The organism is Paramuribaculum intestinale, from assembly GCF_030759015.1.
GTDB classification, from domain to species: domain Bacteria; phylum Bacteroidota; class Bacteroidia; order Bacteroidales; family Muribaculaceae; genus Paramuribaculum; species Paramuribaculum intestinale.
Genome location: NZ_CP098825.1, coordinates 2359198 through 2385833, shown reverse-complemented (window position 1 = coordinate 2385833; position 26636 = coordinate 2359198). Strand labels below are relative to the sequence as shown.

The following is a 26636-nucleotide window of genomic DNA, read 5'->3' as shown; positions in this document are numbered from 1 at the left end:
TCGTTAGCTTTAACGGTTAATATTTATTGTTGTTCCGGCTTTCGAGCTATCTACCGGCCGGGTCTTTTGTCATGATTGTCAGCCTGATTTTTTTTCTATAGGCGGAGCGCCGCGATGCGGCTTGCCGCCTCGGCTGTCGCCTCATGGGTGGCAAACGCTGTCAGACGCAGATAGCCCTCGCCCGACGGGCCGAATCCGCAACCCGGAGTGCCCACCACGCGGCAGCGCTCCAGCAGCATGTCGAAAAAGCCCCACGACGTCATGCCGTCGGGAGTCCGCAGCCATATGTAAGGAGAGTCGGTTCCGCCATAGGCCTCCAGACCCGCTTCGCGCAGAGATGTCAGCAGTGTCGACGCATTGTGCTTGTAGTAGGCTATCGTTTCAGCCACCTGACGGCGCCCCTCCTCGGAGTAGATCGCCTCGGCGGCGCGCTGCGTAAGATACGATGCGCCGTTGAATTTCGTGGTCTGCCTCCGGAGCCACAGGCGGTGCAGGCTCACCTCACTGCCATCGGCAGCAAGGCCGCAAAGTTCGCGCGGTATCACCGTGTAGCCACACCGCAGGCCGGTGAACCCCGCTGTCTTGGAAAAACTTCTGAATTCTATCGCCACACGTCGCGCGCCCTCTATCTCATAGATCGAGCGCGGTACCTCGGGAGAGCTGACGAAGGCCTCGTAGGCGGCGTCAAACAATATCAGCGAACCCTCCCGGAGCGCATAGTCCACCCACACTTTCAGCTGGCTGCGGGTGAGCACGGTGCCGGTAGGATTGTTGGGAAAACAAAGGTAGATAACGTCGGGCCGCTCCGACGGCAGCGAGGGCACGAATCCGTTCCCGGCCGTCACCGGCAGATATATGATGCGGCTCCAGCGTCCGTCGCTTCCGAGTGTGCCGGCGCGTCCGGCCATCACGTTGGTGTCGATATATACGGGATACACCGGATCGGTCATAGCCACCCGTGTGTCGGACGCAAGTATGTCGCCTATGTTTCCGGTGTCGCTCTTGGCGCCGTCGCTGACGAATATCTCGTCGGCGCTCACCTCTATTCCCCGGCTGCGGTAGTCACCCTCGGCTATCGCCTCGCGCAGGAAGCCATAGCCCTGTTCCGGACCGTAGCCGCGGAATGTCGCCGCCTCGCTCTCGTCGGCGGTGGCGCGATGCAGAGCCTCCGAGGCTGCGGGGCATATCGGCCGGGTCACATCGCCGATACCCATTCTGATGATCTTCTCGCCGGGATGAGACGCGGCGAACGCTTCCACCTTGCGGGCTATGTCGGAGAAGAGATAGGCCGACGGAAGCTTGGTGAAATTATCGTTGATATGTACCATTGTGTAAATCGTGTGTCAGTTTCTGATATAAGTGCCGGTAAACACTTCTGTGGCCGGCCCGGTCATCATCACGTGACCCCCTTCGCTCTCCGGCAGCCACTCTATCGTCAGCCGGCCGCCCGGCAGACTTATCTCGGCCTTGCGACCGGCCAGTCCGTTGGTTGCCGCCGCCACCAGTGTGGCGCAGGCGCCGGTGCCGCAGGCCATGGTCTCGCCTGAACCGCGTTCCCATACCCTCATCGTTATCCGGTCGGGTGCATCTGTGCGTGCAAACTCTATATTGGCGCGGTCGGGCCACATCGGGTGTCTTTCAAGTTCCGGGCCGTGGCCGAGCACCATTGCGTCGGAAAGATCGTCGGTGAATATCACTCCGTGGGGATTGCCCATCGACACGGCTGTCAGTCTGTGACGGCTGCCGTCGGGCAGCGCCACCTCGGTGTCGACGACACCCACCTCCGGGCGTCCCATGTCGACGGTGACGCTCTCCACCTTGCCGTCGGACCCTTTGCGGGCCATCAGCCGGCGTATGCCTGAAAGTGTTTCGAGAGTGAGGTCGGTGCGGTCGGTCAGCCCCTGGTCTATCACATACTTGGCTATGCAGCGCGAGGCGTTGCCACACATCCGGGCTTCCGAACCGTCGGCGTTGAATATTCGCATCCTGAAGTCGGCTTTGTCCGACGGACAGATCATCACTATTCCATCGCCGCCCACGCCTGTATGGCGGTCAGATATCTCCCTCGCCAGAGTGTCGGGGGATTCCGGTTCCGACTCCATGCAGTCAATATAGATGTAGTCGTTGCCGATGCCGTGCATCTTTGTGAATCTGATCTCTTCCACAGCAGGAAAATTGAAATTCGTAAAAATTAAGGCGCAAAATTAATCAAATAATTCAGAAATGACGTCGGACGACCATTTTTTAACGCAAAAAAAATCTACTCATTGCATCCTTGACGGCTTCTTCTGACGGTTTAGTGCCTTGGCTTAACGTTTTCGTTGTATGACAGTAAACGTTTTCTGGCAGATTTATTTGGTAAAAAAGTTTGAATTTTGGCAGTTTTGGCTGCAAAATGTTGCCGTTTGTTACAAAAATATTAATTTTGTGCGGTCGGATGGATGGTCCGGCTTGCGTTCAATTATGCCTCACGTTGCGCCTCAAGGCTGCGTGAGTAGTCTGTGTCAACACACGTAACCGAATTCATACGTTATGATGGATCATGAAATCAGTCGTTCACAGAAGCAGGATCTTCAGCGCTACGCTTCCGATTTCAGCAATTTTGGCGACGACTATTTTTTTGCACGCTTCGACAGGCTGCCGATCGAGGGTATTCTTTCGGGGACGCCGACGCGTGTGACCGGGCTGGCGATAATACTGATGCTCAAGGGCAGGATGACGGTCGATGTCAACCTTGCCACTTACGGTATGATACCCGACTCTGTGCTGCTTGTCGGGCCGGAAAGTCTATTTCAGCCTCGGCATATCGACGATGGCGACTTCGATATATGCCTGTTTTTCGTATCGCATGAATTCATGCGCGACATAAACCTGGATATCAATACGCTCAATTCCATTGGAGTGTCGGGAAGCCACTCGCCGCTGATGCTGCTTACGCCCGAAGAGATGATGCTGCTCAGGCGATATTTTGCACTTGTTAAGGAGAATACGCGCGGCAACACCGAGGCCGTGTTCATCCGGTCTATAGCCCGATCCGTCATCGCGGCCGCATTCTATCAGCTCATGCAGTTCGGCAAGCGTCGCGAGGTGGCCGATGACTCGTCGGCAGAGCGGCCTTCGACACGCCGCCACAACTATGTCAAGGAGTTCATGCAGCTTGTCAGGGAATATCACCGCAGAGAGCGGTCCATCAGCTTCTATGCGTCTAAACTCTTCATATCGCCCAAATATCTGTCGATAGTGGTCAGAGAAGCCACCGGACGGCCGGCATCGGCCTGGATCGACGACTATGTGATACTCGAGGCCAAGAACCTGCTGCGCTTCTCCGGCAAGAACGTTCAGCAGATAGCATATGAACTCAACTTCACCAACCAGTCGTCGTTCGGCAAATATTTCAAGCACCTCACAGGCATGTCGCCCACGCAGTTTCAGCGCAGCTGACAGATCCCCGACAGACTATTGGCGAGGCCGCCCTGGCGTCGTATAACTATTGTTGGATATTGTTGGCTAAAAAAAACGCTTCTTGATGAACGTTGATTACGAAAATATCGTTACTTTTGTGAAATCAAGCGCGGGGTGGCATAGGAGCCCGGTGCTTGATGCGAAATTCAAGGATATATAATAGTTATAACTTCTTAATACTCTAAAAAAAATGAACTTTCTGACCGACGAAAAACTCGTGATTGTTGGTGCCGCAGGCATGATCGGCTCCAACATGGCTCAGACCGCCCTCATGATGGGTCTGACCCCCAACATCTGTCTCTACGACCCCTATGCTCCCGCGCTCGAAGGAGTGGCCGAAGAGCTTTTCCACTGCGGATTCGAAGGCGTGAACATCACCTTCACTTCCGACATCAAGGAAGCCCTCACCGGAGCCAAATATATCGTCAACTCGGGCGGCGCAGCCCGTAAGGCCGGCATGACCCGCGAGGATCTCCTCGTCGGCAACGCCAAGATCGCCGAGCAGTTCGGTAAGGACGTCAAGGCCTACTGCCCCGACGTGAAGCACATCGTCGTGATCTTCAACCCCGCCGACATCACCGGTCTGATCACCCTGCTCTATGCCGGCCTCAAGCCCTCGCAGGTGACCACACTCGCCGCTCTCGACAGCACACGCCTGCGCAGCGAGCTTGCCAAACAGTTCCACATCTCGCCCGACAAGATCGTCAACAGCCGCACTTACGGCGGACACGGCGAGCAGATGGCCGTTTATGCCTCCACTACAAAGGTCGACGGCAAGCCTCTGACCGAAATCATCGGCACAGCCGAATTCCCCGACAAGGCATGGGAAGAACTCCGTGTGCGCGTGGTGCAGGGCGGCAAGAACATCATCGACCTCCGCGGCCGCTCTTCGTTCCAGAGCCCCTCTTACATCTCTATCGAGATGATCGCCGCAGCCATGGGAGGCAAGCCCTTCACATGGCCCGCAGGATGCTATGTCGACGACGACCGCTTCAACCACATCATGATGGCTATGGAAACCGTCATTGACAAGAACGGCGTACACTGCAAGGAACCCCAGGGCACACCGCAGGAGCAGGCAGAGCTTGAGCAGAGCTACAAGCACCTCTGCACACTCCGCGACGAAGTGATCTCTCTGGGCGTGCTTCCCCCCGTCAACGAGTGGCACGCACTCAACCCCAACATCAAGTAAACCGTCTACACGGTCTTATATACCTCTATGCAGAGCGGTCGCGCCATCGCGCGGCCGCTCTCGCTATATTCGCGTCAGCCGGGACACCTGATTGCACGTGACATTGGCACCCACGACATACCTCGCCGAACAGCGCCGGGCTCGGCTCTGCAGCCTTTGATTATTCTGATGGTTCCGATTACTCCGATGGCTCTGGCTGCTCCCGTCCTCCTATGGGAGAAGGTATTTGCAAGGAAATTATAGAAACGTTCCGTTAAGTAGCGTGATGTTACTGAACTTTATAATATTCAATATATCAATGTGATAATATTTGATGAATGTTCGATGTAACAAGGCTGTAACTGATTTAACTTCGTTTAACACAAAAACACTTGTAGAGCTGTAATTCTCCGTAACTTTGCATTGTCAACGAATTGTAACATCAGTGCTGACAAACCCGACATAACAACCCATTACACCTCTAAAACCTCACTACAATGGCTACAGCAAACTTTCAATCCAGACTCATGGGACTCCAGGCAAACCTCCTCAACTTCGCCTTCATGCTCACATCGAACCGCGACGATGCCTACGATCTGCTTCAGGATACCACGCTGAAAGCCCTCGACAACGCCGACAAATATGTCGAGAACACCAACTTCAAGGGATGGGTGTTCACCATCATGCGCAACATCTTCATCAACAACTACCGCCGCGTGGTGCGCTCGGCCACGGTCATCGACCAGACCGACGATCTCTACCATCTCAACCTCAGCCAGGACTCGGGCCTGGAAACTCCCGAAGGCTCGTTCGGCGCCAAGGAGATCACCGACGCCATCAACGAATTCCCCGACAAATACCGCATACCCTTTTCGATGCACGTGGCTGGCTACAAGTACGGCGAGATCGCCGAAAAGATGCAGTTGCCGCTGGGCACCATCAAGAGCCGCATATTCTTCGCGCGCCAACAGCTCCAGACACGCTTCGCCGACTACCGCTGAGCCGTCGGGTCGATGCAGATAAATGATTAAGAGAGTGTTTGAATTTAACACGAAGAAATAAATAGGGACTTCTTTCTATCCCCTCAAAGGTCTTTTCGGGCGATTTGCGTCAAGTTTCATCGGTCACGATGCCCGCATCGCTCCCTCATCAACTCACGCAAATCTCTCCGAAAATCCTCTTTGAGTGAATAGAAGTGAAGTTCAAACAATCTCTAAAAAAAACGCAATCCCCGCCGGATGCCCTATGAGCGTCCGGCGGGGATTTTATTTGTGGGTCTGATTCGGAATTACTTCTTGAAAGCGTGGCGGTAGCCTTTCACTTTGTCCCATCCGCCGCGGGTGAAGTCGGGCACTTCCACGGGGGCGCTGCCGTTGGCAATCGAGATCTCCGACAGGGGAGTCAGAGCGCACCATTCAGCCAGGTCATACACGTCCATGTCGAGGGGCAGACCGTTGAGCAGGCAGTAGACGAGGCGATAGTCCATGATGTAGTCCATGCCGCCGTGGCCGCCTACCTTCTTGGCTACGTCGCCCACCTCGCGGATGATCGGGTGAGTGTATTTCTCCACCAGTGCGGCCTGCTGTTCGGGCGAGATGGCGCCGTGGGCCGAGAGGTTCTGATGGTCGGGAACTGTAGCCGAGTCGAGCTGTTCGGGCTCGAAGGCATACTGCGATACGGGATACTTGTTGGCGAAGCCCTTGGTGCCGGTCAGCTGGTACATGCGGCTGTAGGGGCGCGGGTTCACGACGTCGTGCTGTATCTGGATGGTCTTGCCGTTGGCGGTGCGAATCATTGTCATTGTGTGGTCGCCGTTGGCAAATGTGTCGGCCTCTTCGCCGAACATCTTCTTCCATGCGGCCGGACCGTTGACAGCCTTGGTGTCCATGGCCACGAGAGTGGTCATGCGGTCGCCGCGGTGGATGTCGAGCAGCTGGCAGGCGGGGCCTACACCGTGGGTGGGATATACGTCGCCGCGACGCTCCTTGTTGAACTCAAGGCGCCAGTTGTTGGCATAGGCAGGCCAGAATTCGTCAAGATTGTGGATATAAGAACCTTCGGTGTGGAGCACCTCGCCGAACAGACCCTGCTGGGCCATGTTGAGGGTGTTCATTTCGAAGAAGTCATACACGCAGTTTTCGAGCATCATGCAGTGCTTGCGGGTTTTCTCAGAAGTGTTGATGAGATCCCAGATCTCTTCGAGGGTAGAAGCGGCAGGCACCTCTATGGCGGTGTGCTTGCCCTGCTCCATTGCATATAATGCTATGGGAGTGTGATGTTTCCAGTCGGTCACCACATATACCAGATCCACGTTGGGATCCTCACAGAGCTGTTTCCACGACTCTTCCTCGCCGCCGTATGTGGCAACGGGGCCATAGTTGCGTGATGCATAGCGTGCCATTACTTTGTTGATACGGGCTGTGTCTATGTCGCAGATGGCTGTCACGCGTGCGCCGGGCACAAGGGTGAGACGGTTGGCGGCATCCGCTCCGCGCATGCCGAGTCCTACCACGCCGATGCGTACTGAATCCATCGGTTCGGCGGCGAAGCCGAGCATGTCGGCCTGTCCGGCCGGACGTTCGGGTACTTCGGTGACAATCGTGCGGTTGGCGTCGGCGGTGCCACACGATGCGAAGAGCGCCATCGCACAGAGCGAGGCTACCATAATACTCTTGAAGCTCATGTCTTGACTGATAATTGTTTTAAGGTGTTGATTGGTTTGTTGAAATTCGTAATGAATATTTTTACAAAGATACTAATAATTTGTTATCCGACAGCGGTTCAGCTTTGAAAAAAATAGCACAGCCACCCCTGCGATGGAGTGGCTGTGCTATTATGGATTGTTTATTGTGAATATTGCCAGATAGTTACGGTATCGCGTCGTAGGCACGCAGAGCCTGCTCGAAGCGCGATTCCACGTCGGAGAGCAGATAGAGGCCGTCGGCGTTGCGCTCCAGTCCTTCGAGCGACAGCGGATACACCATCGGCGGGTTGTCGAGAGTTATCAGCTGCAGGTTGCGGAGCTGCTCGAGAGTCGGATACACGATGTTGATGTCGGCGTAGGTCTTGCCATCTTTGCCTTCGAATTTCTCCACCACGATCTTCGATCCTATCGGGGTCTTTTTCTCAATTGCGGCGGGCAGTTCGTAAGGCTCCACACCAAGGGCGGTGGCTACCGACGACAGATTGCTGTCGTGGCCTACGAGGAAGGTGAACCGGCGGTCGGGCGAGCGAAGTTCGTCATACATATACTGGATGAGCGGACGGGCCACGTTGACTGCAACGATCGGAGCTGTGAACAGGGCGTCCTGATACACGTCCTTGATATGGGCGAGACGTTCCCAGTCGGCGCGTGTCAGTTTGTGGCCGAAGGCTGCCTTGAGCGTGTCGGGTTCCTCATAATACTGGAGGATGAAGGCGTCGCTGGCGCCGTTGAGGGTCTTCAGGGCAGAGCCCGATTTCAGTCCCGGTTCCCGGAACTGCTCGAACACAAATTCCGTATCGTAGTTGTCGAGAGCCTTAAGCTTCGGATCGTTGTCCTTGGTCATCGGCGACTTGTCGACGTCGAGCACGTCGATGATCAGCTCATAGTCGGGGCGAAGCTGCTCGCTGATGCCGCGTATGCCGTTCTTGCCGCCCTGCTCGGCTATCTGTTTCATCGCGATGGCCACAAATTCGGGCGACACCTTCGTGAGCTGAGGGTTGAACAGAGGATCCATCTTCGAGGGCACGTAACGGTGGTTGACCTCCACGCCACCCACAGGCATGAAGCCCGAAGTGAAATACTGGGCGGTGGCAATGCAGCGCTGCATGGAGTTGGCCTGCACATTGACGTCGTCGGCCGACGGCTGATGGTTTTCGGGGAACAGACCGGCATCCTCGGCCCATTTGCGGAAATACTGGCCCATCATTGTCTCGACGGCGCCGCCGCGGAGGGTCAGTTCGCTTTTGGGCGCCGACCATACGGTCCACTGATGAGGGGTCATGCGTCCCAGATCGCTCTTGGAGTCCGACAGCGGAGAGCGGATGTTGTGGCGGCTGAGCACTACAGCTTCTTTAAGCTGATATTTCTGTTTGAATTCGGGTGAACGCTGCTGTTGGGCTACGCTTCCCAGAGGAAGTGAGAGGAGGATGGCTGCGAGAGCCGTGTTGAAGAGTTTCATGTTATTTTATGATTGTGAGTAAGTGAATGGTCGGATTCAATATCGGATTAATATCGGATTAATATCGGATTCAATATTACAAACAATGTGAACAAAAAAAGGTTTTAGCTTGTTAAAATTTTATTAATTTTGCAATCTCTAACTAAAAACGGATATTTTTTCAATCAAATTAATAAAAAAATGAATGGAATTGCTAAAGTGATGACTGTCATGGCTATAGTTGCCATGCCGGCTCTGCAGGCAATGGCTGCCGACGACGAGCCCAAACTGACAGTAAAACCCACCGGACGTGTGCTTATGGACGGTGCTGTCTATCTTCCCGACGGCGACGGACTCGCCGACGGAGTGGCTCTACCCGACATACGTATGGGTGTCAAGGCCTCATACGGCAAGTGGTCCGGAAAGATCGATGCCGGGTATTCGTTCAACAAGCTCAGCATGAAGGATGTCTATATACAGTATTCCTTCAACAGTGAGAACTATCTCCGTGCGGGCTACTTCGTTCATCAGTTCGGACTCAACGCCGCCACATCGTCGTCGATGAAGCCGCAGATGGAAGCCGCCACCACTGATACCTATTTCAATGCCACCGGACGTAATATCGGTCTGGAATATGTCCACGACTGCGGCCCGGCATTCCTTAGCTTCTCGGGCATCGTGGCCGGAACGTCGATGACCTCCCCCTCCAACGAGCAGGGCAAGGTGAGCGTCGGAGCGCTCAACCGTGCGGTGTGGCGCCCCTGTCACGCCACCGGACTCGTGGCGCAGGTGGGCATGTCGCTCTGGTATCAGTCGGCTCTCCACAAGGCAGAAACTGCCGAAGACGGAGAGACCGTCGCATCAAAGGGCTACTTCAACTGGTCGGCCGGATTTCCCACGCGTGTCAGCAAGGAGGGAATGCTCGGAGCCGATGTCACCAATGCAAAAGGAGTGTTCAAACTTTCGCCCGAATGGCTGCTCATGAAGGGACGCATCGCATGCGAGGGACAGTACTACTATATGAACGTGGCGCGCCGCACCGGATTCGAGTCATATCGCGCGCAGGGTGTCTACGGCCTGCTCCGCGGCATTCTTATCGGATCTGACTACGGCTACTCGCATGGCGACGCCGGACTCGCCACTCCCGGCAAGGGTACGCTCGAGATGGTGCTCGGCTACAACTACACCGATGCCAACCAGGGTCGCAGCGGCATACATGGCGGCATCTCCAACGATGCGTCGATGACACTCAACTACTACTTCAACAAGTATGTTATCGGACGTCTCCGCTACAGCTATACCGACGTGCGCTCCTCCGACGCGCAGCGCAACCGTCACGTCAACACCATACAGGCACGCATTCAGATCCTGTTCTGACACGCGGCCTGACAATATCGATGAATTGAATTTTTCTATTGGGCGTGCTGCAGCGGGAGTTGCGGCACGCTCGTTTTTATAATTCAATTAATTATGTGGGCAAAAGATGTGATAAAGGATGCGGTGTGAGGGATCATTCGTTGTCGGTCGAGAGCATCGCCAGCAGCTTGCGGCGCGATTTCACCCTGATCTCGTGCTGGTCATACTCTATGATGCCGCGTTCGCGCATCGACTCCAGAGTGGAGATAAACGATGTGCGCTGCACTCCGAACAGCGAGTAGAGGTCGCGCTGGCGTCCGATGAGCTTCACGTCGGTGCCGCCGCGCTGTGTCAGCGCTATGATCCAGAAGGCTATGCGCTCCTCAAGCGATCCCGCAGCCACGGCGAGAACGCCGTCGATAGCTTTTTGGGCGTTGACCGACAGTGTGTTGAGGAAGTTGAACAGAAACACCTTGTCGGCGTTGAGTATATCCACATAGTCGTTCTTCGAGATCTGCATGATTCCGGCAGGCTCCATGGCCACCACTTCGGCCGGATACGTGGTGTTGCGGCCGAAAAGAAATTCGGGAGCTATCACGTTGGGAGCCTCCAGAGTCTGCGACACCTGAAACCGTCCGTTGGAGCTTGTCACAGTGGATCTGACCGAGCCTGATATCACGAATTTGATATGGGTGCATGGCTCGCCGCGCTCTATCACTCTCTCTCCTTCGAGATACTTCAGGAAGTGGAAGGGAGCGCGTCCCACCACCTCGCTGATGCGTTCACGGCTCACTCCGTTGAAGAGCGGCAGTCCCATCAGGATTTCATACATGCTGTCCATATCGTTGTGTCTTTGATAGATTAACACGGTGATTTTGATTAAAGTTCCCTCAGGCAGGCTATGTCTTTGCAGTCGGCGGTCATGTCCACGCCCGTGGGCACGACTGTCACGTAGCCCCGGCCGAGCCAGTAGTTGTCGGTCGTGGAGTCGTCGGGATCGCGGTCCACGTATTCGCCGGTGAGCCGGTAGGCGGTGCGCCCGTCGGGAGCGGTTGTCTGCGAGTATTCGCCGATCCAGTGTCCCATGGATGCCCTGACGAGCTTTATCCCATTGGGTTTGCATCGGGCGGGGATGTTGACGTTCAGGCAGATGCCCGACGGCAGACCCGATGCGGCCACTCCGCGGGCTATCTCGTCGACATAGCGGCCACACTCGCTGAAGTCGGCGTCGGCGTGATGGTCGAGCAGCGAGAATCCCACCGACGGGATGCCGAGCGTGCACCCTTCGATCACGGCGCCCATTGTGCCGGAGTACAGCACCGAGTTGCCCGAGTTTGAGCCGTGGTTGATGCCCGACAGTATCAGGTCGGGACGGCGCTCTCTGAAGAGGGCGTGCATCGCGAGCTTCACGCAGTCCACCGGTGTGCCGTTGACCGACCACACCTGAGCGCCCTCTTCGTCGGCCCGGCGGGTAAGATACAATTCGCTGTTCACCGTTATGGCCGACGATTGACCCGATCGGGGGCTGTCGGGAGCCACCGTCACCACATCGGCCCAGCGGCCGACGCATTTTGCCAGATACCTGATGCCTGCGGCCTCGAAGCCGTCGTCGTTGGTTATGAGTATGAGTGTGCGCTGATCCATCTTTTTTCGGTTAGTGATGACAAAGTTACAAAATATCCGCCGATTTTGTTTAATTTTGTCGCGCCGCAGAGTGCTCGCTGCGGTTAAATTGGATTAATTGGAATGTGATAAGTGATTCGCGGCAAGCCACGGGTTACTGATGAGCTTAATAATGTCAACTGATTTTACGAGTTACTTAAGATTTACAATATGATACAGCGTGTTCAATCTCTCTGGCTTCTTGCTGCCGTGGCCGTCATGGCGGTGTTCTGTGTTCTCCCCTTCGGCTCTGTGGCCGGAAAGGCTATTGAAGTGGCTTCCGACATATTTGTGCTCGTGCCGGCGCTCGTTTCGGCGCTGCTCTGCCTCGTGGCGATATTCCTCTACCGCAGCCACGGGCGTCAGAAGGCTGTGATAGTCGCTTCGATGGCGTTCGCGATCATATCTGAGGCGTTTGCGCTTGTAGGGGTGCTCGTTGCCGACGGAGCCGGCTTCTCCTCTCTCTCATGGACTCTGCTGCTCCCTCCGGCGGCTGTCGTGGCTCAGATTGCAGCGTGGCGCGGTGTGAATGCCGACCAGCGGCTGCTCCGTTCCTACGATCGTCTGCGCTGATCCGTCGCCCCCTTTACATTGACCGGAGTATGTCGAGCGACTTCACCCCCTCCAGACGGGTGTGGTGGAGAGAGTAGAACTGCATTATACGGTCGAGCACGGCGTTGCGTGCCGCGCGGTCGAAACTGTATAGATGCATGTTGGCATACGTCATCCGGCAAAGAGCCGCAGCCACCCGCGCCTCGTCGCTGCCGATCCACCTGTTGTGGAGCGGGGCGCTGAGACGCCAGATGCCGTCGGCCATGTCAAACACCATGCCGCTCCTGTAGGCTCCCGCGTCGGGCTCTATCCCCAGACACACGGCCAGACCCCTCAGAAAAGCTATGTGATAGTTGGACGTGCGCTCGCGGGGCAGCTCGTCGAGCACCGCCACCGACTGCGCCACGAAGTCAAACGTCTGCGCGTCAGGCTGGCTGCTGCGAAGCACTATCCCCAGCACCTCCGCCAGAAACATCGCCACAGTCTGCTTTACCGGCGACGAAATAACCCCGTGCATAGGTCGCAGAGGCCTGACTGACATTATGCGGCTCACATCGCGCCCCGGCACGATGTCGGCCACGCACTCCACCACCGACATGGGCTGCAGCAAAGCCCTGCGACGGCTCGCCTCGCGCCCCTTGCCGCCGCGCACGAGCAGCGACATGAACCCGCGGCTGCGCGTGTAGGCCGAGAGTATCGAGCGGTCGTCGGCGTAGGCCACTGTCCTCAATGCTATCATATGTAAGGTTTCCTGCATGGTCGTCGTGGAGCGGGGTAGTTCAGTGTCGGTCGTTGCAGTCCACTAATCCGAGCGACTCAAGTATGTAGCGGGCCACAGATTCCTCGCTGTTTGGCCCTATCACCGTGTCGGCGCGTTCTATCACCTCCGGCATGGCGTTGGCCACGGCCACAGCCTCGTCGGCCACCTCCATCATCGGCAGGTCGTTGAGATTGTCGCCGAACACCGTCACCCACTCCGCGCCGGTGCGTTCGGCCATCGCCCTCACCGCTGCGGCCTTCGACACTCCCTGTGCGAACACCTCCAGCACTCCCTGGCGCGGATCATAATTGTCGGGATAGGCTTGCACGGTCAGACCGATGGAGAGACGCATCGTTTCGCCAAGCTTCATCACATCCTCCACCGGACCCATGGCCAGCAGCAGCATCGTGGCGTCGAAACTCGATGTCGGAGCCATCTCGCTGTGGAAGTGAAACTGCTTGAGCAACAGCTGCGACCGGTCACGGATAAACCGTTGCTCAAGCGGCGAGATGTCGCCCACATGGTGCACGTGGAGCATACCGTCGTCGGTCAGATTATACACAAACGGACTCAATCCCGCGCTCAGGCACAGCCTGTAGGCCTCCCCGGCCAGATCCGGGGCTATCGAACGCGGATCGGCATAGCAGCGGTGCGGGCGGTCCCACAGCGCGGCGCCGGTCATCACTATCAGCGGCAGGCGCGTGAAAGTGTGTGCGAGTATGCGGTCCACCGTCGCCGGAGTCCGCGCGGTGGCCACGGTGATGAGAGCGCCCATGTGCGACAGGTCGGAGATCACCCTCGCGGTCATCGGAGGCACACGCCCCTCATTGTCCAGAAGCGTACCGTCGAGGTCGGTGACAAACAGATGTCGTCGCGCGGCCTCGCATAGCATGTCAGAATGCGTTACATCGTCCATTGTCAGATATATTGCAGATATTGCGGATATAGTGTTGTAGATGTAGCAGATATGTTTTGCAAATGTTGCAGATATTGGGTCGTGACTGATCGTTGGCGGCATGAATCCCACATATCCGCCCTATGCACCCGCAAAATTAGCCATTTTCTCCAATATATCCAACCCCACCAAGGCGATGCTCACCCACCTCTCCCCCTCTCCTCCCGCGCTGCCCCCTCCCCGCCTTCACGATCGCCTCCTTCCACTCCGCCGTCAGGGGGGAGTGGTCGTAGACCACCGACCTTTGTAAGCCCCCCTGAAAAACGCAGAGGGCGCTGTGCCCATCGGCACAGCGCCCTCCGTCTATAGGATGATCGTTCAGATTCTCACCTTCACGGCCTTGCCGTCGGGAGTGCGCACGATGTAGATACCGCTTGCAAGACCGGTCGGCCGCACGCGGCGTCCGGCGATGTCATACACCTCCGAACCCGCCGGAGCCACGATGTCGTTGCCCTCGGCACGCACCGACTCCTGACGATCGGCGTCCACGTCCTCGATGCCGGTCACCACAGGCACCACCCACACGTTGGTCTCGTAGGTCTGGCTTGCCGGACGGCCGCCTATCACCATCACCGCGATGATCACGCCGCTCTCCTTCATCACCACCGGACCGTCATATCTGACGCCCTCGCCGGGGAGCTTCTTGCCAGCCTCGGTAGTGTAGTAGATAGTGCCGCCGGCCACCGGGGTCACAGCCTCGATCGTCACCTTCACGAAGCCCTCTTCGGTCACCTCCTGGCTGAACTGCAGGCTGTTGCCTGTAGTCTCGATGTCGTCGGGAGTAGCCTCCTTCACCATCACCAGCATACGGCTGACAGGGCCGCGGCCCATGCCCGGAGCCTTGGCGCACGCATATAGCATCGTCTCCTCCTCGAATGTCAGCTTCTGGCCGGCGGTGTAGCGCTTGTCGCAGCCGGCGGTGCCGGTGGAATACCATATCTCCGATCCGGCGGCAGCGGTGATGGTCACAGTGGTCATGCCCGGCTCGGCGTTGACGCTGAACTCCACGTCGCCGCTCATCGTCGCCGGAGTGAGTATCACGTGAGTGTGGTCGCTCTCGGCCATGCCCTCGGCCTGCGACTTGGCGTGGATCTTCTCCTGGCCGGTGATTATGAACGGACGCTGATACGTGTACCACGTAGCCTTGCTCTCGTCCGTCTCCTCGCTTTCGAGCCAGTAGTAGATCGTGGCGTTGTGGCCGGTGGTGGAGAGGCTCACCTCGGTCATGCCGTTGAACGTGGCGCGTATGTCGCCGTTCTCGTCGGTCACGGGTTCTTCAGCCAGATTGGTCATTTCGGCGGTCACGGGAGCGGAGCGGGTCACGCGCACGGCGCTCATCGGCCAGAACTCCACGGTCGACTCCACAGTCGGCTCGCTGTCGGCATCCTCCGGGTCGGAGGGCACGGTGCGTAGCTCGCCGAGCATCACGAAGCCGGTGATGTTGTACGTCTCGCCGTCCTGAAGCGTCTCGCCCGTGGGATTCCCCTCGGCGTCGGTCACCTCTACCTCGCCCAGCAGACCCGCCATCAGCGGATGCGTCTGACCGTCCGACAGCTCGGTGATGGTCCATTCCCCGCTTCTGCCGCCGGCCGCGTTGACGCGGACGTTGCTTATCCTTACCAGACGGCGGGCATTGGCGGCCGATATGCTGCTCACCTCGTCGGGAGTGGCTTTGATTACGCTCTCGCCGTCATCGGCCACGTTGCCGAACGTATGCTCATAGCCGGTGGCCACGGCCATGCGGTTGCCGTACTCGTCCACCTTGTAGCCCACGGTAAATCCTTTCAGATACTGTCCCGGCTTTACGGCCATGTTGCCCCAGCCGCCCTCGCGGTAGATAGGCAGGTAGTGGCCCACGCTTCCGGCCACAAACAGGTAGTCGCCACCCTTGGCCACAGCCTTGACGCTTGAAGTGAAGCGGTAGGCGTTACCCTCGCGGGCGGTGTTGAGGAAATTGAGGATATATTGCACGTCGTTGCTCTGCTTGCGGAAGCGGCGCACCACCACGTCGCTCGGAGTCATGCCCGGATAGGAGGCGAAGGCGCGTATCTCCACGTCGTGGTCGGCGAGTTTCAGCTCGTCGGCGCCCTCTTCGTATTCATGGCGCGAGCCGAGATTCTGAAGCGGGTCGAGGCCGTCGATCGAATAGTGGATCGTCACCTTGTTATCCTCCGACTCATTGATGGCGGCTCCGTCGGTAGTGAACTTCACGGCATCCATCTTTATTGTGCCGGCCACAAACGGCTGCTCCGTCAGGGTCTTGTCGGCGATTCCGTCGAGATACACCTCCGGCATCGCCACCTTGGCCGAGCCTTCGAAGCTCAGCAGGGCGAAGGAGAATGTCTTGTCGGTGCCGTTGTCGGAGTCGAGAAGCACCACGCCCGTCAGATCGAAGCCGGTGTTCTCGGCGTAGGCCTCGGCGAAACCCGAGCGGCGGAACACGTCCATCCTCATACGCGGCGTGCCGTCGATCTGCAGAGTGTAGTTGTAGGGATACTCCTCGCGGTCGGCGCCGGTGTTGGTGGTGCGCTTCACCTCCACGCCCTTCAGTGTCACCAGGCGCATGCGGTGGATTTCCTCGAATAAGAAGTTGTCGGTCGGAGCGGCCTGGATCTCTTCAGGGGCGAAGCTGTAGGCGGCGTCGTGTTTATCCACCTTGAAAGTGCGTGCAAAGCCTGTCGATTCGCTCAGCAGGTTGCCGTTCTTGTGCTGAGGGTGTATCGCGAAGCCGGTGATCACGTCGTTTTTCTGCAGCGGGCGGGCCTCGCCGCCGGCGGGATCAGCCACGAGGACATCCCAGCCGTTGGAGTTGTGAATCAGCATCCGGTGCATGTGCTCGTCCTCGATCAGCTCGGCCATGGGACTGTCGTTGTAGTCGCGCACATAGAGATATTCCGGAGTGATCTCCTCGACGATGGCCTTGCCGGTCATCTGGTAGTATTCGGTCTGCCCCTCATCAGGGTTGGCAAAGTTGGCAAATTCCTTGGTCTTGAACTCCTCGATCGAGGCTACCTTCTCCGGCGTGTGGAATATGAATTTCACCTTGGCCGGGTTAAGGCTTTTCATGCCGTTGAGTTCGCTCCAGATCACGCGCTTCACTGTGTTGTTGCTGCCGGTCGGGCGCTTTATGGTCAGAGTGTTGTTTGTGATCGGTTGGGTGTTGTTCCCTTCTTCGTTCGACGCCCAGCAGAACTTCGACTCGCCGTGGGCGTTGCCCGTGATCGTGAGCTTCACCTCGTCGCTGATGGCGTTGACGGCTACGAATCCGTCGGCGTCAGGCTGCCCGCTGATCGGGTTGGGAGCCGACAGATTGGGAGTGCCGGGGCACTGCAGGGTATTCTCCGTGGTCAGCAGAGCGAGCTGGCCGTTGAGCTGACCCACGAAACCGGTGGCGGCGAAGAGCTTAGTGCCCCCCTTGTCGGCTATGGCGGCCACCTTTTCCATATCATCCTGGAAGTCGTAGCCCTCCACCTTCAGACGGCTGTAGAGAGTCAGTTCGGTGCCGTCGGCGGTACGCACGCGGTTGCTGCCGAGCCATGTCAGCGAGCGCAGACGCATCTTGCGGTTGAAGTTGTCTACGCCGACGGTTGGCTGCTCCAGTATGTCGGCCGGAGCCTTGCCCACAGTCGCCCATCCCTCTGTGGCTTCACTCGCCGGCAGATAGTCTGTATAGTCCTCCGAACCGGGAGTCACCCATATCTCGGGCATCTTGTTCCCGTCGCCTGTGATGCTGTGGTAATATATGCGGCCTATCACGTCGCCCTTGATCAGGCGCGTCTTAGTGCCACCCTCGGTGTCGGCATACTCCTCCAGTATCTTCGGCATCGACTGTGCGTTGACCACAAGTTTTATCGGGTTGCCCAACTGGTCCATCAGATACACGTAGTAGGTCTTCTTGCTGTTGACGGCAGCGGCGTCGGTCTCATACACGCCCATCACCTTCATTCCGTAGGCGTCGTCCTGTGTGAGTCTCACCAGAGCCTGCTGTGCGGGGCGCGCGTTCAGGTCGTTGAGCTTGTAGTCATCCACATGGATCGGCTCCACGTCGAGCATGGCCCATTCGCCCGGAAGAGTGTGGGCCTTGTCGTTCTGTCTCACGTAGAGGCGTCCCGCCTTGCCGGCGTCCGCTCCACTGCTGCCGAGAGCTATGACGCTTGTCTGATCCTGATTCTGAATCTCTGTGATCGGCGCGTTGCCCGGATCCGATCCCGGCCACGGCTTGCCATCCTCGGCTGCCACGAAGCAATACTCTATCGAGTAGCCGGGGCTGCTCTTTGTTGCCACTATCGAGCTGCTGCCCATATAGCTCAGGCTCGCCACACCGCCGCGGTCATTCCACGTGCCCTTGGCGCCACCCTCTACATTGAGCTTCAGCCCCGGAGCACCCGGCGCCTTCCGCACAAGCTTCACAGTCAGCACATCGCTGACGGTATATAGTTCCGAATTCGGATCCGATTCATTGGAGCCTCCTGAGCTTGTGCCGGTAATGCTTGTCGCGCGCAGGTGCAGGTAGATCTCATTATATCCAGTGAACAGACCTGTTTGATTGACATCTTTATTGCTCAGTGCAACCCATTTGTGTTGGTCCACATATATTCCACCCCAATTCTGTTGGCTTGCAAATGTGTTTACGCGATAAAACTTGGCGTCATCAGTCAAGGTTTCGTTGCTCGTAAGCGCATATTCAATGAAAGCCGACTGAGGCTCGTGGATCTCTCCATGTCCTATGCCGGTATACGAGTTGGCGTATGCTTTTGCCATTTCAAGCACCACCTTGTCGTTTTCCAGTGTGATAATGCCGCTGTTGTTGTAGTTGGCGAAGTCATCGGGGTACAACCGCATAGCTCCTCCTGTTTGACTTGGCAGTTTGTATGTGAACGATTGGCTGACTCTTCTGATCTCAGGACGGCTCGGCGTGGGAACGGCAAAGCGCTCGCAGTCTATGGTCAGCGCCTCCGTGCTCATGCCTCCGCGGTTGGCGGCCGTTAAGATGACTTTGGTCTTCTGGCCTACAACCGTTTCGCTGAGTGTTATGGTATTGTCCTCGCCCAGTGTGCGCGAATATATATTGGGCTGAGTGCCGTCGGTGGTGTAATACACCGTTTCAGCACCCGCCGGGCGGTTGATCTTTATGTTGGCTACTTTACTTATATACCCATACTTTCCGTCTATAAAGTAGGGGTAGACACTTGTGTCTGTAGTGTTTATGCCGTTGGTGTCCAGTGTGGGCGCATCTGGTTTTTTGATATTTACAGTGATGGTCAGTACTTCGCCAAGTCCCTTGCTGTTGACGCCGGCTATGCGTATCGTCGTCGCTGTGGTTATGCTGCTTAGATCGATTCCGTTGTCAGTGTATTCGGTGGAACTTTCTGTGATATTTTCATTGTTTATCGTGTAAACAAGTTTGTCCGCAGCTGTATCTTTATTGAACTTCAATACAGGGGGAGTCGCACTGTAAGAATATTCATTCGTTTCTTTATTGAAAATGTCACCCGAATCTGCTGTCGGTTCAATTATTGTCGGTAGTCCTGGTTTCGGTAGTTCAACAGGTTCCCATGTGACAATGATTTTCTGCAACGAAAAATATATAGGATAGTAGCTTGTGCTTGTGGTTGTTTTGTAGGTAAATTCGAAATACTCGTTAGCTTTTTGATTAGCTGGCGTGCTTGTCTGAAACATTGCCGGACTGGTCACAACCATTACAGCTTGATTCTGCTTTGTGTCAGTGTTGAAAGTCAGTAAATCTTTTGCGTGTTTTACTGTGGCTGTACCAGCGGATGCTGAACCCGCACCCGAGGAATATCCAGTACCATAGTATAATTGAACTCTATGTACTTTACCATATTTTGCTTTGATTACAAATGTGTTGCCCCTGAATATCTCAAGACCAAATTTCGTAAAAGCGTTGTATTTGGCTCCTGCCGTTTTAGTAAACTCCATTATCAGGCAGTCATCAAGAAAATTCTCTGACGATCCTTGGTTTCTGTAAATATATTTGAAGCTTGATGCTGTAGTGTTCGATACATACTTTGAGCTTACAGTAGAACTGGTAGAAGACCAGTCTTTCATAGATGCACCGTCGCCGAATGTAAGATTGGGTGATTCTGTTGCAGTTTTACTAAAAAAGGTGGTTGTTATAAGCTCCGCATGTAGATGCGGAGGGGCGAAGGCCAGAAAGGCCATCAGAATTAGTAAAAGTTTTTTCATAATCTTTCCTGATATTTGTTTTATTGAGAATTTCCCTGTTCTTGGAAGGAGAAGTCAGTATATTTGCGGGCCGCCGTGGGGCGGGGCATGGCTGTGTGTATCAGCCCGTTTATGTAGCTACACGACGATACGGCACGCAGCCGTTGTGCCGCGCGCCGTCATGGTGGTGGTGCATCTCAAAATATCGTGATGGTGGTAAACTGCTGCCGGTCTCTGCCTTGTCTCCGCATGCCCCCGCTCTGTCCGTGCGTAGTTCCGCTCTAAGGGCGCATTGTTTCGCTCTATCCGCGCATCTGTTATGGGTGCATTGCTCCGCTCCCTCCCGGCTATATGCTGGGGGGGGGTAAACTCCCTATGGCTCAAATAGATAGGTAAAAATTGCAGCATGCTAACGAATACTATTTTTTGCAAAATCAAACATTAATTCCACAAAAATGGAATCATATCGCCACAAATTTACCTCAATCCACCCTCCCCCACCAAAAAAATCCCCCTCCCGCCACTACATTGTAACATTCCCGCCCCTCTCCTGTGCTGCCGTCCCGGCGCACTCCCCCCGCCCGCGGCTCCGTCCCTCCCCGCCTCTGCGTCTTGCGCCTCCCTGCGCTGACGCCTTGGCGCGGCCTCGAACCCTCCGGGACTCGCCGCGCATGGTGTGTGGGCTCTCCTTTCCGGGGTCTCCGCCTCGCTCGGCCACCGCTCCGCTACGCGTCCCGGCGTCCTCCCTCCGCTCCGACCCCCGGTTACTGACTGCCCGCACGCTCCGCGGCTCCGTTCCTCCCCGCCTGCGTCGCGCGCACTGTCGCCTCTACTACGGTTCCCGCTGACTACCTCTCTCCTCTCCCCGCCGGATGGTGTTGACGCCATCGGAGCCCCGGAGGGGGCGGGCAGACAGAATCCCCGGTTCGGAGCGGCACGCCACCGCCTGCCACGCGTCAGCGGGGCAGGGGAGCGTGACGCGTAGACCGGGGGAAGGAGAGAGACGCCCCCCGTTCGGCCGAGCTGCGGAGCATGCGAGATCAGCCGCCCGCGCCAGCCCAGGGCCCACCTCGCGTGGGTACTATTTCAGATCCTCAGGATGATATGACAGATTCCACACATCACACATCTTCTGTATCTCCTTGTCAAACAGATGTATGGCGTGATGCTCGGTCTGGCGGAGGATATATGTTTCGATACTGGTTTTGTGGCTTGGTGAGCAGCTACAGGCATAATATCCTGAGCACCACCCATTGAACAAGGCAGCACGACTGTCTGTTTTCATCCAGTTGTGCGCACATGCCTTGACAGCGGCTATTAGCTCGGAGATCGACACTGTAGGGTTCAGATCGACGAGCATGTGTAGATGATCGGTAACGCTGTTTATCGAGTGAAGCCGGCTTTTCTTGGAAATTATAATGTCGTTGATCACCTTGTGAAGATCCTCTCTGAAAGTGTCAAGAAGAAATGGACGACGGTCTTTAGTGGCGAAGACAATGTGGAATAATGCGTTGACTTTACTCATGATATGGGCGTTTTGTGCAAAGATATAAATTAGAATCGTGATCTGTATGGATAAATCCACATTTCTTCATTCTCACACCCTCGAAGCCACCCACATGCGGATCCGCCCCCCCCCATCTCCTCTCTCCTCCCTGCGCTGTCGCCTCGGCGCGGCCTCGTACCCTCCGGGACTCGCCGCGCGTGGTGTGTGGGCTCTCCTCTCCGGGGTCTCCGCCTCGCTCGGCCACCGTTCCGCTATCGCGTCCCGGCGTCCTCCCTCCGCTCCGAACCCCGGTTACTGACTGCCCGCACGCTCCGCGGCTCCGCCCCTTCCCGCCTCCAGATCGCCTCTCTCTCCTCCCCGCCTCTTCTCCTGCGCTGCCGCCTCGGCGCTGCCTCGTACCCTCCGGGACTCGCCGCGCGTGGTGTGTGGGCTCTCCTCTCCGGGGTCTCCGCCTCGCTCGGCCACCGCTCCGCTACGCGTCCCGGCGTCCTCCCTCCGCTCCGAACCCCGGTTACTGACTGCCCGCACGCTCCGCGGCTCCGTCCCTCCCCGCCTCCAGATCGCCTCTCTCTCCTCCCCGCCTCTTCTCCTGCGCTGACGCCTTGGCGCGGCCTCGAACCCTCCGGGACTCGCCGCGCATGGTGTGTGGGCTCTCCTTTCCGGGGTCTCCGCCTCGCTCGGCCACCGCTCCGCTACGCGTCCCGGCGTCCTCCCTCCGCTCCGACCCCCGGTTACTGACTGCCCGCACGCTCCGCGGCTCCGTTCCTCCCCGCCTGCGTCGCGCGCACTGTCGCCTCTACTACGGTTCCCGCTGACTACCTCTCTCCTCTCCCCGCCGGATGGTGTTGACGCCATCGGAGCCCCGGAGGGGGCGGGCAGACAGAATCCCCGGTTCGGAGCGGCACGCCACCGCCTGCCACGCGTCAGCGGGGCAGGGGAGCGTGACGCGTAGACCGGGGGAAGGAGAGAGACGCCCCCCGTTCGGCCGAGCTGCGGAGCATGCGAGATCAGCCGCTCGCGCCAGCCCAGGCCGCCCACCTCGCTCTGCGCCCGCTCTATTATACACGACGTTGCGTCGCCCTCGGGGGGACGACGCAACGCAACTGTGATATGGATGAGAATATCAGTTGAGATCGATCTCTGCTATGGCTATCGCGGCGACGCCTGCCGTTGCGGCCGCGAGCAGCAGCGTGTTGAGTAGTTTCATAGTGTGTTATGTGTGATGGATGGAGTAGATTGGTTGATGTTCAGGGTATCAGTGGTTTCTGACGGAGCGTATCTTCTCCGTCAGCACGTCGGCCTGGCGCTGTGCTCCAAGATCGGAGGGGTGCACATAGTCTACCCATGCGTCGGAGGGGTAGGCGAGTTCGTCGTGGCTCACGTAGTGAAGATCCTTCACCCCCTGGGCCTTTAGCTGCTCGTAGGCCTGACGCTGTCCGCGGTTGAGGCGCGTGTAGCAGTCGAGCTGCGCGGCGTTGGTCGGGGCGTTGCTGTAGCCGGCGTGCTCCACGAGTATTATCGGGGCGTCGCTGCTCTTGCGGAGCTGTGCCACGGCGGCAAGCACCAGGTCGCGGGCTTCGTCGGCGCTCTTCTGGGTCAGATTGGGCATGCAGTCGAGCACAAACATCTCGGCGTCGATCTCGGCTATCAGCGCGAGTACTTCCGGCTCAAGACGTCCGTTGCCCGAGAATCCGAGATTCACCACTGGATAGTCCGAGAGGTTGCGCCTGACGATATTGATCCACGACATGCCTGGACGCGAGGAGCAGGCGCCCTGCGCTATCGAGGTGCCGTAGACCACGATAGGCTTCTCGGTGCGCTTCGGCAGGAAGCTGAACCGCGAGCCTTCGGCCACGCCGATCTCCAGAGAGTCGATGGTGTTGTAGAGCGGCAGGTTGAGATGGTATTCGCGATCGGCTCCGCTAAGGTCGGAGGGGGCGAGAGCCGAGTAGCTGTATTGCACTTTGGGGCCGAACGAATAGCTGCCGAAGCAGAAATCCTGACCGCCGACGGAGTCGATGCGGTAGAGATCGACTCCCGACACTCCCGTGGCGGGCATGTGGGGCATAGTCTGGGCGCCGCTGATCTTGTAGCGCACGGTGATCGTCGGAGAGTTGGTGGTGAAGTAGAGGGCGAGTCCGGCCGAATTGCGGCTCAGATCCCACAGAGGCTTGCGCACCTGCGCCTCGGCGCGGTCGGGCATGCGCACATAGCTATGTCCTATCTCCGAGGTCCATGCCTGGTTCTGTACTGTCGGGTATCCGGCCTTCATCGGGTCGTTCCATGTAGTTGTCTGTGCCGATGCCGCTGCTGCAGTGAGCATCATGGCCGTGATGGCGAGTGATCTGATTGCTTTCATCGCGTGATTGGTATGTATTGTCGCGTTGTGGGTATTATTGTCTTGTCGCTTTCATTGCGCATGAAGTCAGTGTACGGTTTTATCATTATGTGGCCTGATTGCCGCATGATTTGTTGATTCAGGTAAGAAAAATTGTATAGTCGTCTTGCGACAGCCTGCCCCACCTACAAATTTACAAAATAATAGCGAAATCCCCACCCCGCCGCTCAAAAAAAACCGCCCTCGGAGCCGCGGAGCGTGCGGGCAGACGCTATCCCCGGTTCGGAGCGGCACGCCACCCCGCCGTGCGTCAGCGAGGCAGGGGAGCGTGACGCGTAGACCGGGGGGAGAGCCGCCCACCTCACTCGGCCGAGCTGCGGAGCATGCGAGATCAGCCGCCCCGCGCCAGCCCGGGCCACCCTTGTCCCGGACGCCATTGCGGTTGCCCTCCCCCCCCCCTCTCTGCACTTGTCTCCCTCCCGGCCTGTGCGTCCCCTCTGATGGCTCCGATCCATCCCATCCAAACAAACAAAGCCGGCGGGCAACTCAGGGCTAAAACCCTGACTGCCCGCCGGCGGCGTGTCGTTATATCGGAGATATTATTCCGAAAGCTTCTCCTTGAGAGCTGCGAGAGCCTCCAGATCGCCAAGGGTGGTCTTCTCGATCGGAGTCGAGATCACCGGAGTCTCCTCCTGACGCTTTGTGGCGCGCTTGGCCTTGCGAGCCTCGTTGCGCTCTGCCTTGGCCTCATCTTCGAATATGCGGCTGTGGCTGAGGATGATGCGCTTGCTGTCCTTGTTGAATTCGATCACCTTGAAGTTGAGCTTCTCGTCAACCTGTGCCGAGGTGCCGTCCTCCTTCACGAGGTGCTTGGGAGTGGCGAAGCCCTCAACTCCGTAGGGGAGCTGGATCACGGCGCCCTTCTCTACCATCTCTACGATGGTGCCCTCGTGTACCGAACCTACGGTGAACACGGTCTCGAACACATCCCAGGGATTTTCTTCGAGCTGCTTGTGGCCGAGGCTCAGGCGACGGCTCTCCTTGTCGATCTCGAGCACCTGAACGTCGATGTCGGCGCCGATAGTGGTGAATTCGCTGGGGTGTTTCACCTTCTTGGTCCAGCTCAGGTCGGAGATGTGGATCAGGCCGTCTACGCCCTCCTCGATCTCGACGAATACGCCGAAGTTGGTGAAGTTGCGCACCTTGGCGGTGTGTTTCGAGCCAACCGGATAGCGCACTTCGATATCCTCCCAGGGATCCTTCTTAAGCTGCTTGATGCCGAGGCTCATCTTGCGGTCCTCGCGGTCGAGGTTGAGGATCACGGCCTCTACCTCGTCGCCGACCTTCATGAAGTCCTGAGCCGAACGCAGGTGCTGGCTCCACGACATCTCGCTGACATGGATCAGACCCTCTACGCCGGGGGCGATCTCTACGAATGCACCGTAGTCGGCCATAACCACTACGCGGCCCTTGACTTTGTCGCCGGCTTTGAGCTCCGAATCCAGAGCGTCCCAGGGATGGGGCATGAGCTGCTTCAGACCCAGGGCGATACGCTTCTTCTCGTCGTCGAAGTCGAGGATCACAACGTTGATCTTCTGGTCGAGCTGCACCACTTCCTCGGGGTGGCTTACGCGGCCCCACGAAAGGTCGGTGATATGGATAAGTCCGTCGACGCCGCCCAGGTCGATGAACACACCGTAGGAGGTGATGTTCTTGACTGTGCCTTCGAGCACCTGACCCTTCTCGAGCTTGGCGATGATCTCGCGCTTCTGCTGCTCCAGCTCGGCCTCGATGAGAGCCTTGTGGCTGACAACGACGTTTTTGAATTCCTGATTGATTTTAACGACCTTGAACTCCATGGTCTTGCCCACGAAGATGTCGTAGTCGCGGATGGGACGGACGTCGATCTGCGAGCCGGGCAGGAATGCCTCGATGCCGAACACGTCGACGATCATGCCGCCTTTCGTGCGGCACTTGATGTAGCCCTTGATGATTTCGTCCTTCTCCAGAGCCTCGTTGATGCGGTCCCACGAACGGGCTGCGCGAGCCTTGCGGTGGGAGAGGATAAGCTGGCCCTTCTTGTCCTCCTGGTTCTCGATGAAGACTTCCACCTTGTCGCCCACTTTGATGTCGGGGTTGTAGCGGAATTCGTTGAACGGGATGATGCCGTCGCTCTTGTAACCGATGTTCACCACGGCCTCACGCTTGTTGAGGGCGATGATGGTGCCTTCGATCACTTCTTTGTCCTTTACGGTGTTGAGGCTCTCGTCGTAGGTCTTCGTAAGCTCCTCGCGCGACTTGCCGGCATGGGTGTCGCCATTCTCAAATGCGTCCCAGTCGAAGTCTTCAACTGCTGTTTTGATTTCTTTTTCAGCCATTTAGGTTAGTTAATAAAAATGTTGGTTGTAGTTAATAAGTTAGACTTTATATTGACTTTACTTATTGCGCCGCAAAGATAGCTAATTTTTTTGAAACCACCTCATCTTTAGCGCATAAATCCACCGCAGCGCATAAACCCACACTCTTCGCGGCAGTTTATGCCTTT

18 protein-coding genes are annotated in these 26636 nt (G+C 57.2%); 6 read left to right on the top strand and 12 right to left on the bottom strand.

Features of this window, described 5'->3' with window-relative positions; translation table 11 throughout:
• Nucleotides 1–95 precede the first annotated feature (95 nt).
• Together NF347_RS10730 and dapF are read right to left on the bottom strand one after the other, a co-directional pair.
• Nucleotides 96–1328: an LL-diaminopimelate aminotransferase gene (locus NF347_RS10730; protein ID WP_107035053.1), complete on the bottom strand. Its 1233-nt coding sequence runs from the start codon at nucleotides 1326–1328 to the stop codon at nucleotides 96–98.
• 15 nt (nucleotides 1329–1343) lie between these two features.
• Nucleotides 1344–2165, bottom strand: coding sequence for a diaminopimelate epimerase (gene dapF, locus NF347_RS10725; RefSeq protein WP_262497743.1), 822 nt, complete (start codon nucleotides 2163–2165; stop codon nucleotides 1344–1346).
• Between the two features lie 367 nt (nucleotides 2166–2532).
• Here dapF and NF347_RS10720 point away from each other — a divergent pair, with 367 nt between their 5' ends.
• The 3 genes from NF347_RS10720 to NF347_RS10710 all read left to right on the top strand — a co-directional run bounded on the left by NF347_RS10720 (nucleotide 2533) and on the right by NF347_RS10710 (nucleotide 5634).
• Nucleotides 2533–3441, top strand: a complete 909-nt coding sequence (locus NF347_RS10720; protein WP_107681363.1) for a helix-turn-helix domain-containing protein — start codon at nucleotides 2533–2535, stop codon at nucleotides 3439–3441.
• A gap of 211 nt (nucleotides 3442–3652) precedes the next feature.
• Complete coding sequence (locus tag NF347_RS10715; protein WP_107035055.1) at nucleotides 3653–4654, top strand: malate dehydrogenase; 1002 nt, start codon at nucleotides 3653–3655, stop codon at nucleotides 4652–4654.
• Nucleotides 4655–5130: 476 nt separating this feature from the next.
• Complete coding sequence (locus NF347_RS10710) at nucleotides 5131–5634, top strand: RNA polymerase sigma factor (RefSeq protein ID WP_107035056.1); 504 nt, start codon at nucleotides 5131–5133, stop codon at nucleotides 5632–5634.
• Nucleotides 5635–5921: 287 nt separating this feature from the next.
• On the opposite strand, the gene NF347_RS10705 is transcribed toward NF347_RS10710, so the two are convergent.
• Complete coding sequence (locus tag NF347_RS10705) at nucleotides 5922–7316, bottom strand: Gfo/Idh/MocA family protein (protein WP_107035057.1); 1395 nt, start codon at nucleotides 7314–7316, stop codon at nucleotides 5922–5924.
• A gap of 184 nt (nucleotides 7317–7500) precedes the next feature.
• Nucleotides 7501–8796 (bottom strand): histidine-type phosphatase, encoded by a 1296-nt coding sequence (locus tag NF347_RS10700; RefSeq protein ID WP_107035058.1) that lies wholly within the window; start codon nucleotides 8794–8796, stop codon nucleotides 7501–7503.
• A 180-nt stretch (nucleotides 8797–8976) separates the two neighbouring features.
• Between NF347_RS10700 and NF347_RS10695 the strand changes: the two genes are divergently transcribed.
• On the top strand, nucleotides 8977–10152 hold the full coding sequence (locus NF347_RS10695) for a porin (protein WP_107035059.1): 1176 nt from the start codon (nucleotides 8977–8979) through the stop codon (nucleotides 10150–10152).
• 133 nt (nucleotides 10153–10285) lie between these two features.
• Here NF347_RS10695 and NF347_RS10690 read toward each other — a convergent pair whose 3' ends face one another.
• Both NF347_RS10690 and surE read right to left on the bottom strand, forming a co-directional pair.
• The gene (locus NF347_RS10690; protein ID WP_107035060.1) at nucleotides 10286–10972 is read right to left on the bottom strand and encodes a Crp/Fnr family transcriptional regulator; all 687 of its coding nucleotides are present in this window, start codon (nucleotides 10970–10972) and stop codon (nucleotides 10286–10288) included.
• 38 nt (nucleotides 10973–11010) lie between these two features.
• A complete protein-coding gene (gene surE / locus NF347_RS10685; RefSeq protein ID WP_107035061.1) occupies nucleotides 11011–11775 on the bottom strand; it encodes a 5'/3'-nucleotidase SurE in 765 nt (254 codons plus the stop codon).
• Nucleotides 11776–11964: 189 nt separating this feature from the next.
• On the opposite strand from surE, the gene NF347_RS10680 reads away from it, so the two are divergent.
• Nucleotides 11965–12366: a DUF4293 domain-containing protein gene (locus tag NF347_RS10680; RefSeq protein ID WP_107035062.1), complete on the top strand. Its 402-nt coding sequence runs from the start codon at nucleotides 11965–11967 to the stop codon at nucleotides 12364–12366.
• 13 nt (nucleotides 12367–12379) lie between these two features.
• On the opposite strand, the gene recO is transcribed toward NF347_RS10680, so the two are convergent.
• The gene (recO, locus tag NF347_RS10675; protein ID WP_161553753.1) at nucleotides 12380–13084 is read right to left on the bottom strand and encodes a DNA repair protein RecO; all 705 of its coding nucleotides are present in this window, start codon (nucleotides 13082–13084) and stop codon (nucleotides 12380–12382) included.
• A 40-nt stretch (nucleotides 13085–13124) separates the two neighbouring features.
• Complete coding sequence (locus tag NF347_RS10670; RefSeq protein ID WP_161953378.1) at nucleotides 13125–14021, bottom strand: HAD-IIB family hydrolase; 897 nt, start codon at nucleotides 14019–14021, stop codon at nucleotides 13125–13127.
• 100 nt (nucleotides 14022–14121) lie between these two features.
• Here NF347_RS10670 and NF347_RS10665 point away from each other — a divergent pair, with 100 nt between their 5' ends.
• Nucleotides 14122–14310 carry a hypothetical protein gene (locus tag NF347_RS10665; RefSeq protein ID WP_148061039.1) on the top strand — a complete coding sequence of 63 codons (189 nt, stop codon included), beginning with the start codon at nucleotides 14122–14124 and terminating at the stop codon, nucleotides 14308–14310.
• Between the two features lie 68 nt (nucleotides 14311–14378).
• On the opposite strand, the gene NF347_RS10660 is transcribed toward NF347_RS10665, so the two are convergent.
• From NF347_RS10660 to rpsA, 4 genes are all read right to left on the bottom strand, one after another.
• On the bottom strand, nucleotides 14379–19496 hold the full coding sequence (locus NF347_RS10660; RefSeq protein WP_306254232.1) for a hypothetical protein: 5118 nt from the start codon (nucleotides 19494–19496) through the stop codon (nucleotides 14379–14381).
• Nucleotides 19497–21327: 1831 nt separating this feature from the next.
• Nucleotides 21328–21771, bottom strand: coding sequence for an IS200/IS605 family transposase (tnpA, locus tag NF347_RS10655; RefSeq protein WP_107681975.1), 444 nt, complete (start codon nucleotides 21769–21771; stop codon nucleotides 21328–21330).
• 1237 nt (nucleotides 21772–23008) lie between these two features.
• Complete coding sequence (locus NF347_RS10650; protein ID WP_237613083.1) at nucleotides 23009–24112, bottom strand: SGNH/GDSL hydrolase family protein; 1104 nt, start codon at nucleotides 24110–24112, stop codon at nucleotides 23009–23011.
• Between the two features lie 578 nt (nucleotides 24113–24690).
• On the bottom strand, nucleotides 24691–26469 hold the full coding sequence (gene rpsA, locus NF347_RS10645) for a 30S ribosomal protein S1 (RefSeq protein WP_107036707.1): 1779 nt from the start codon (nucleotides 26467–26469) through the stop codon (nucleotides 24691–24693).
• Between the last annotated feature and the right edge of the window lie 167 nt (nucleotides 26470–26636).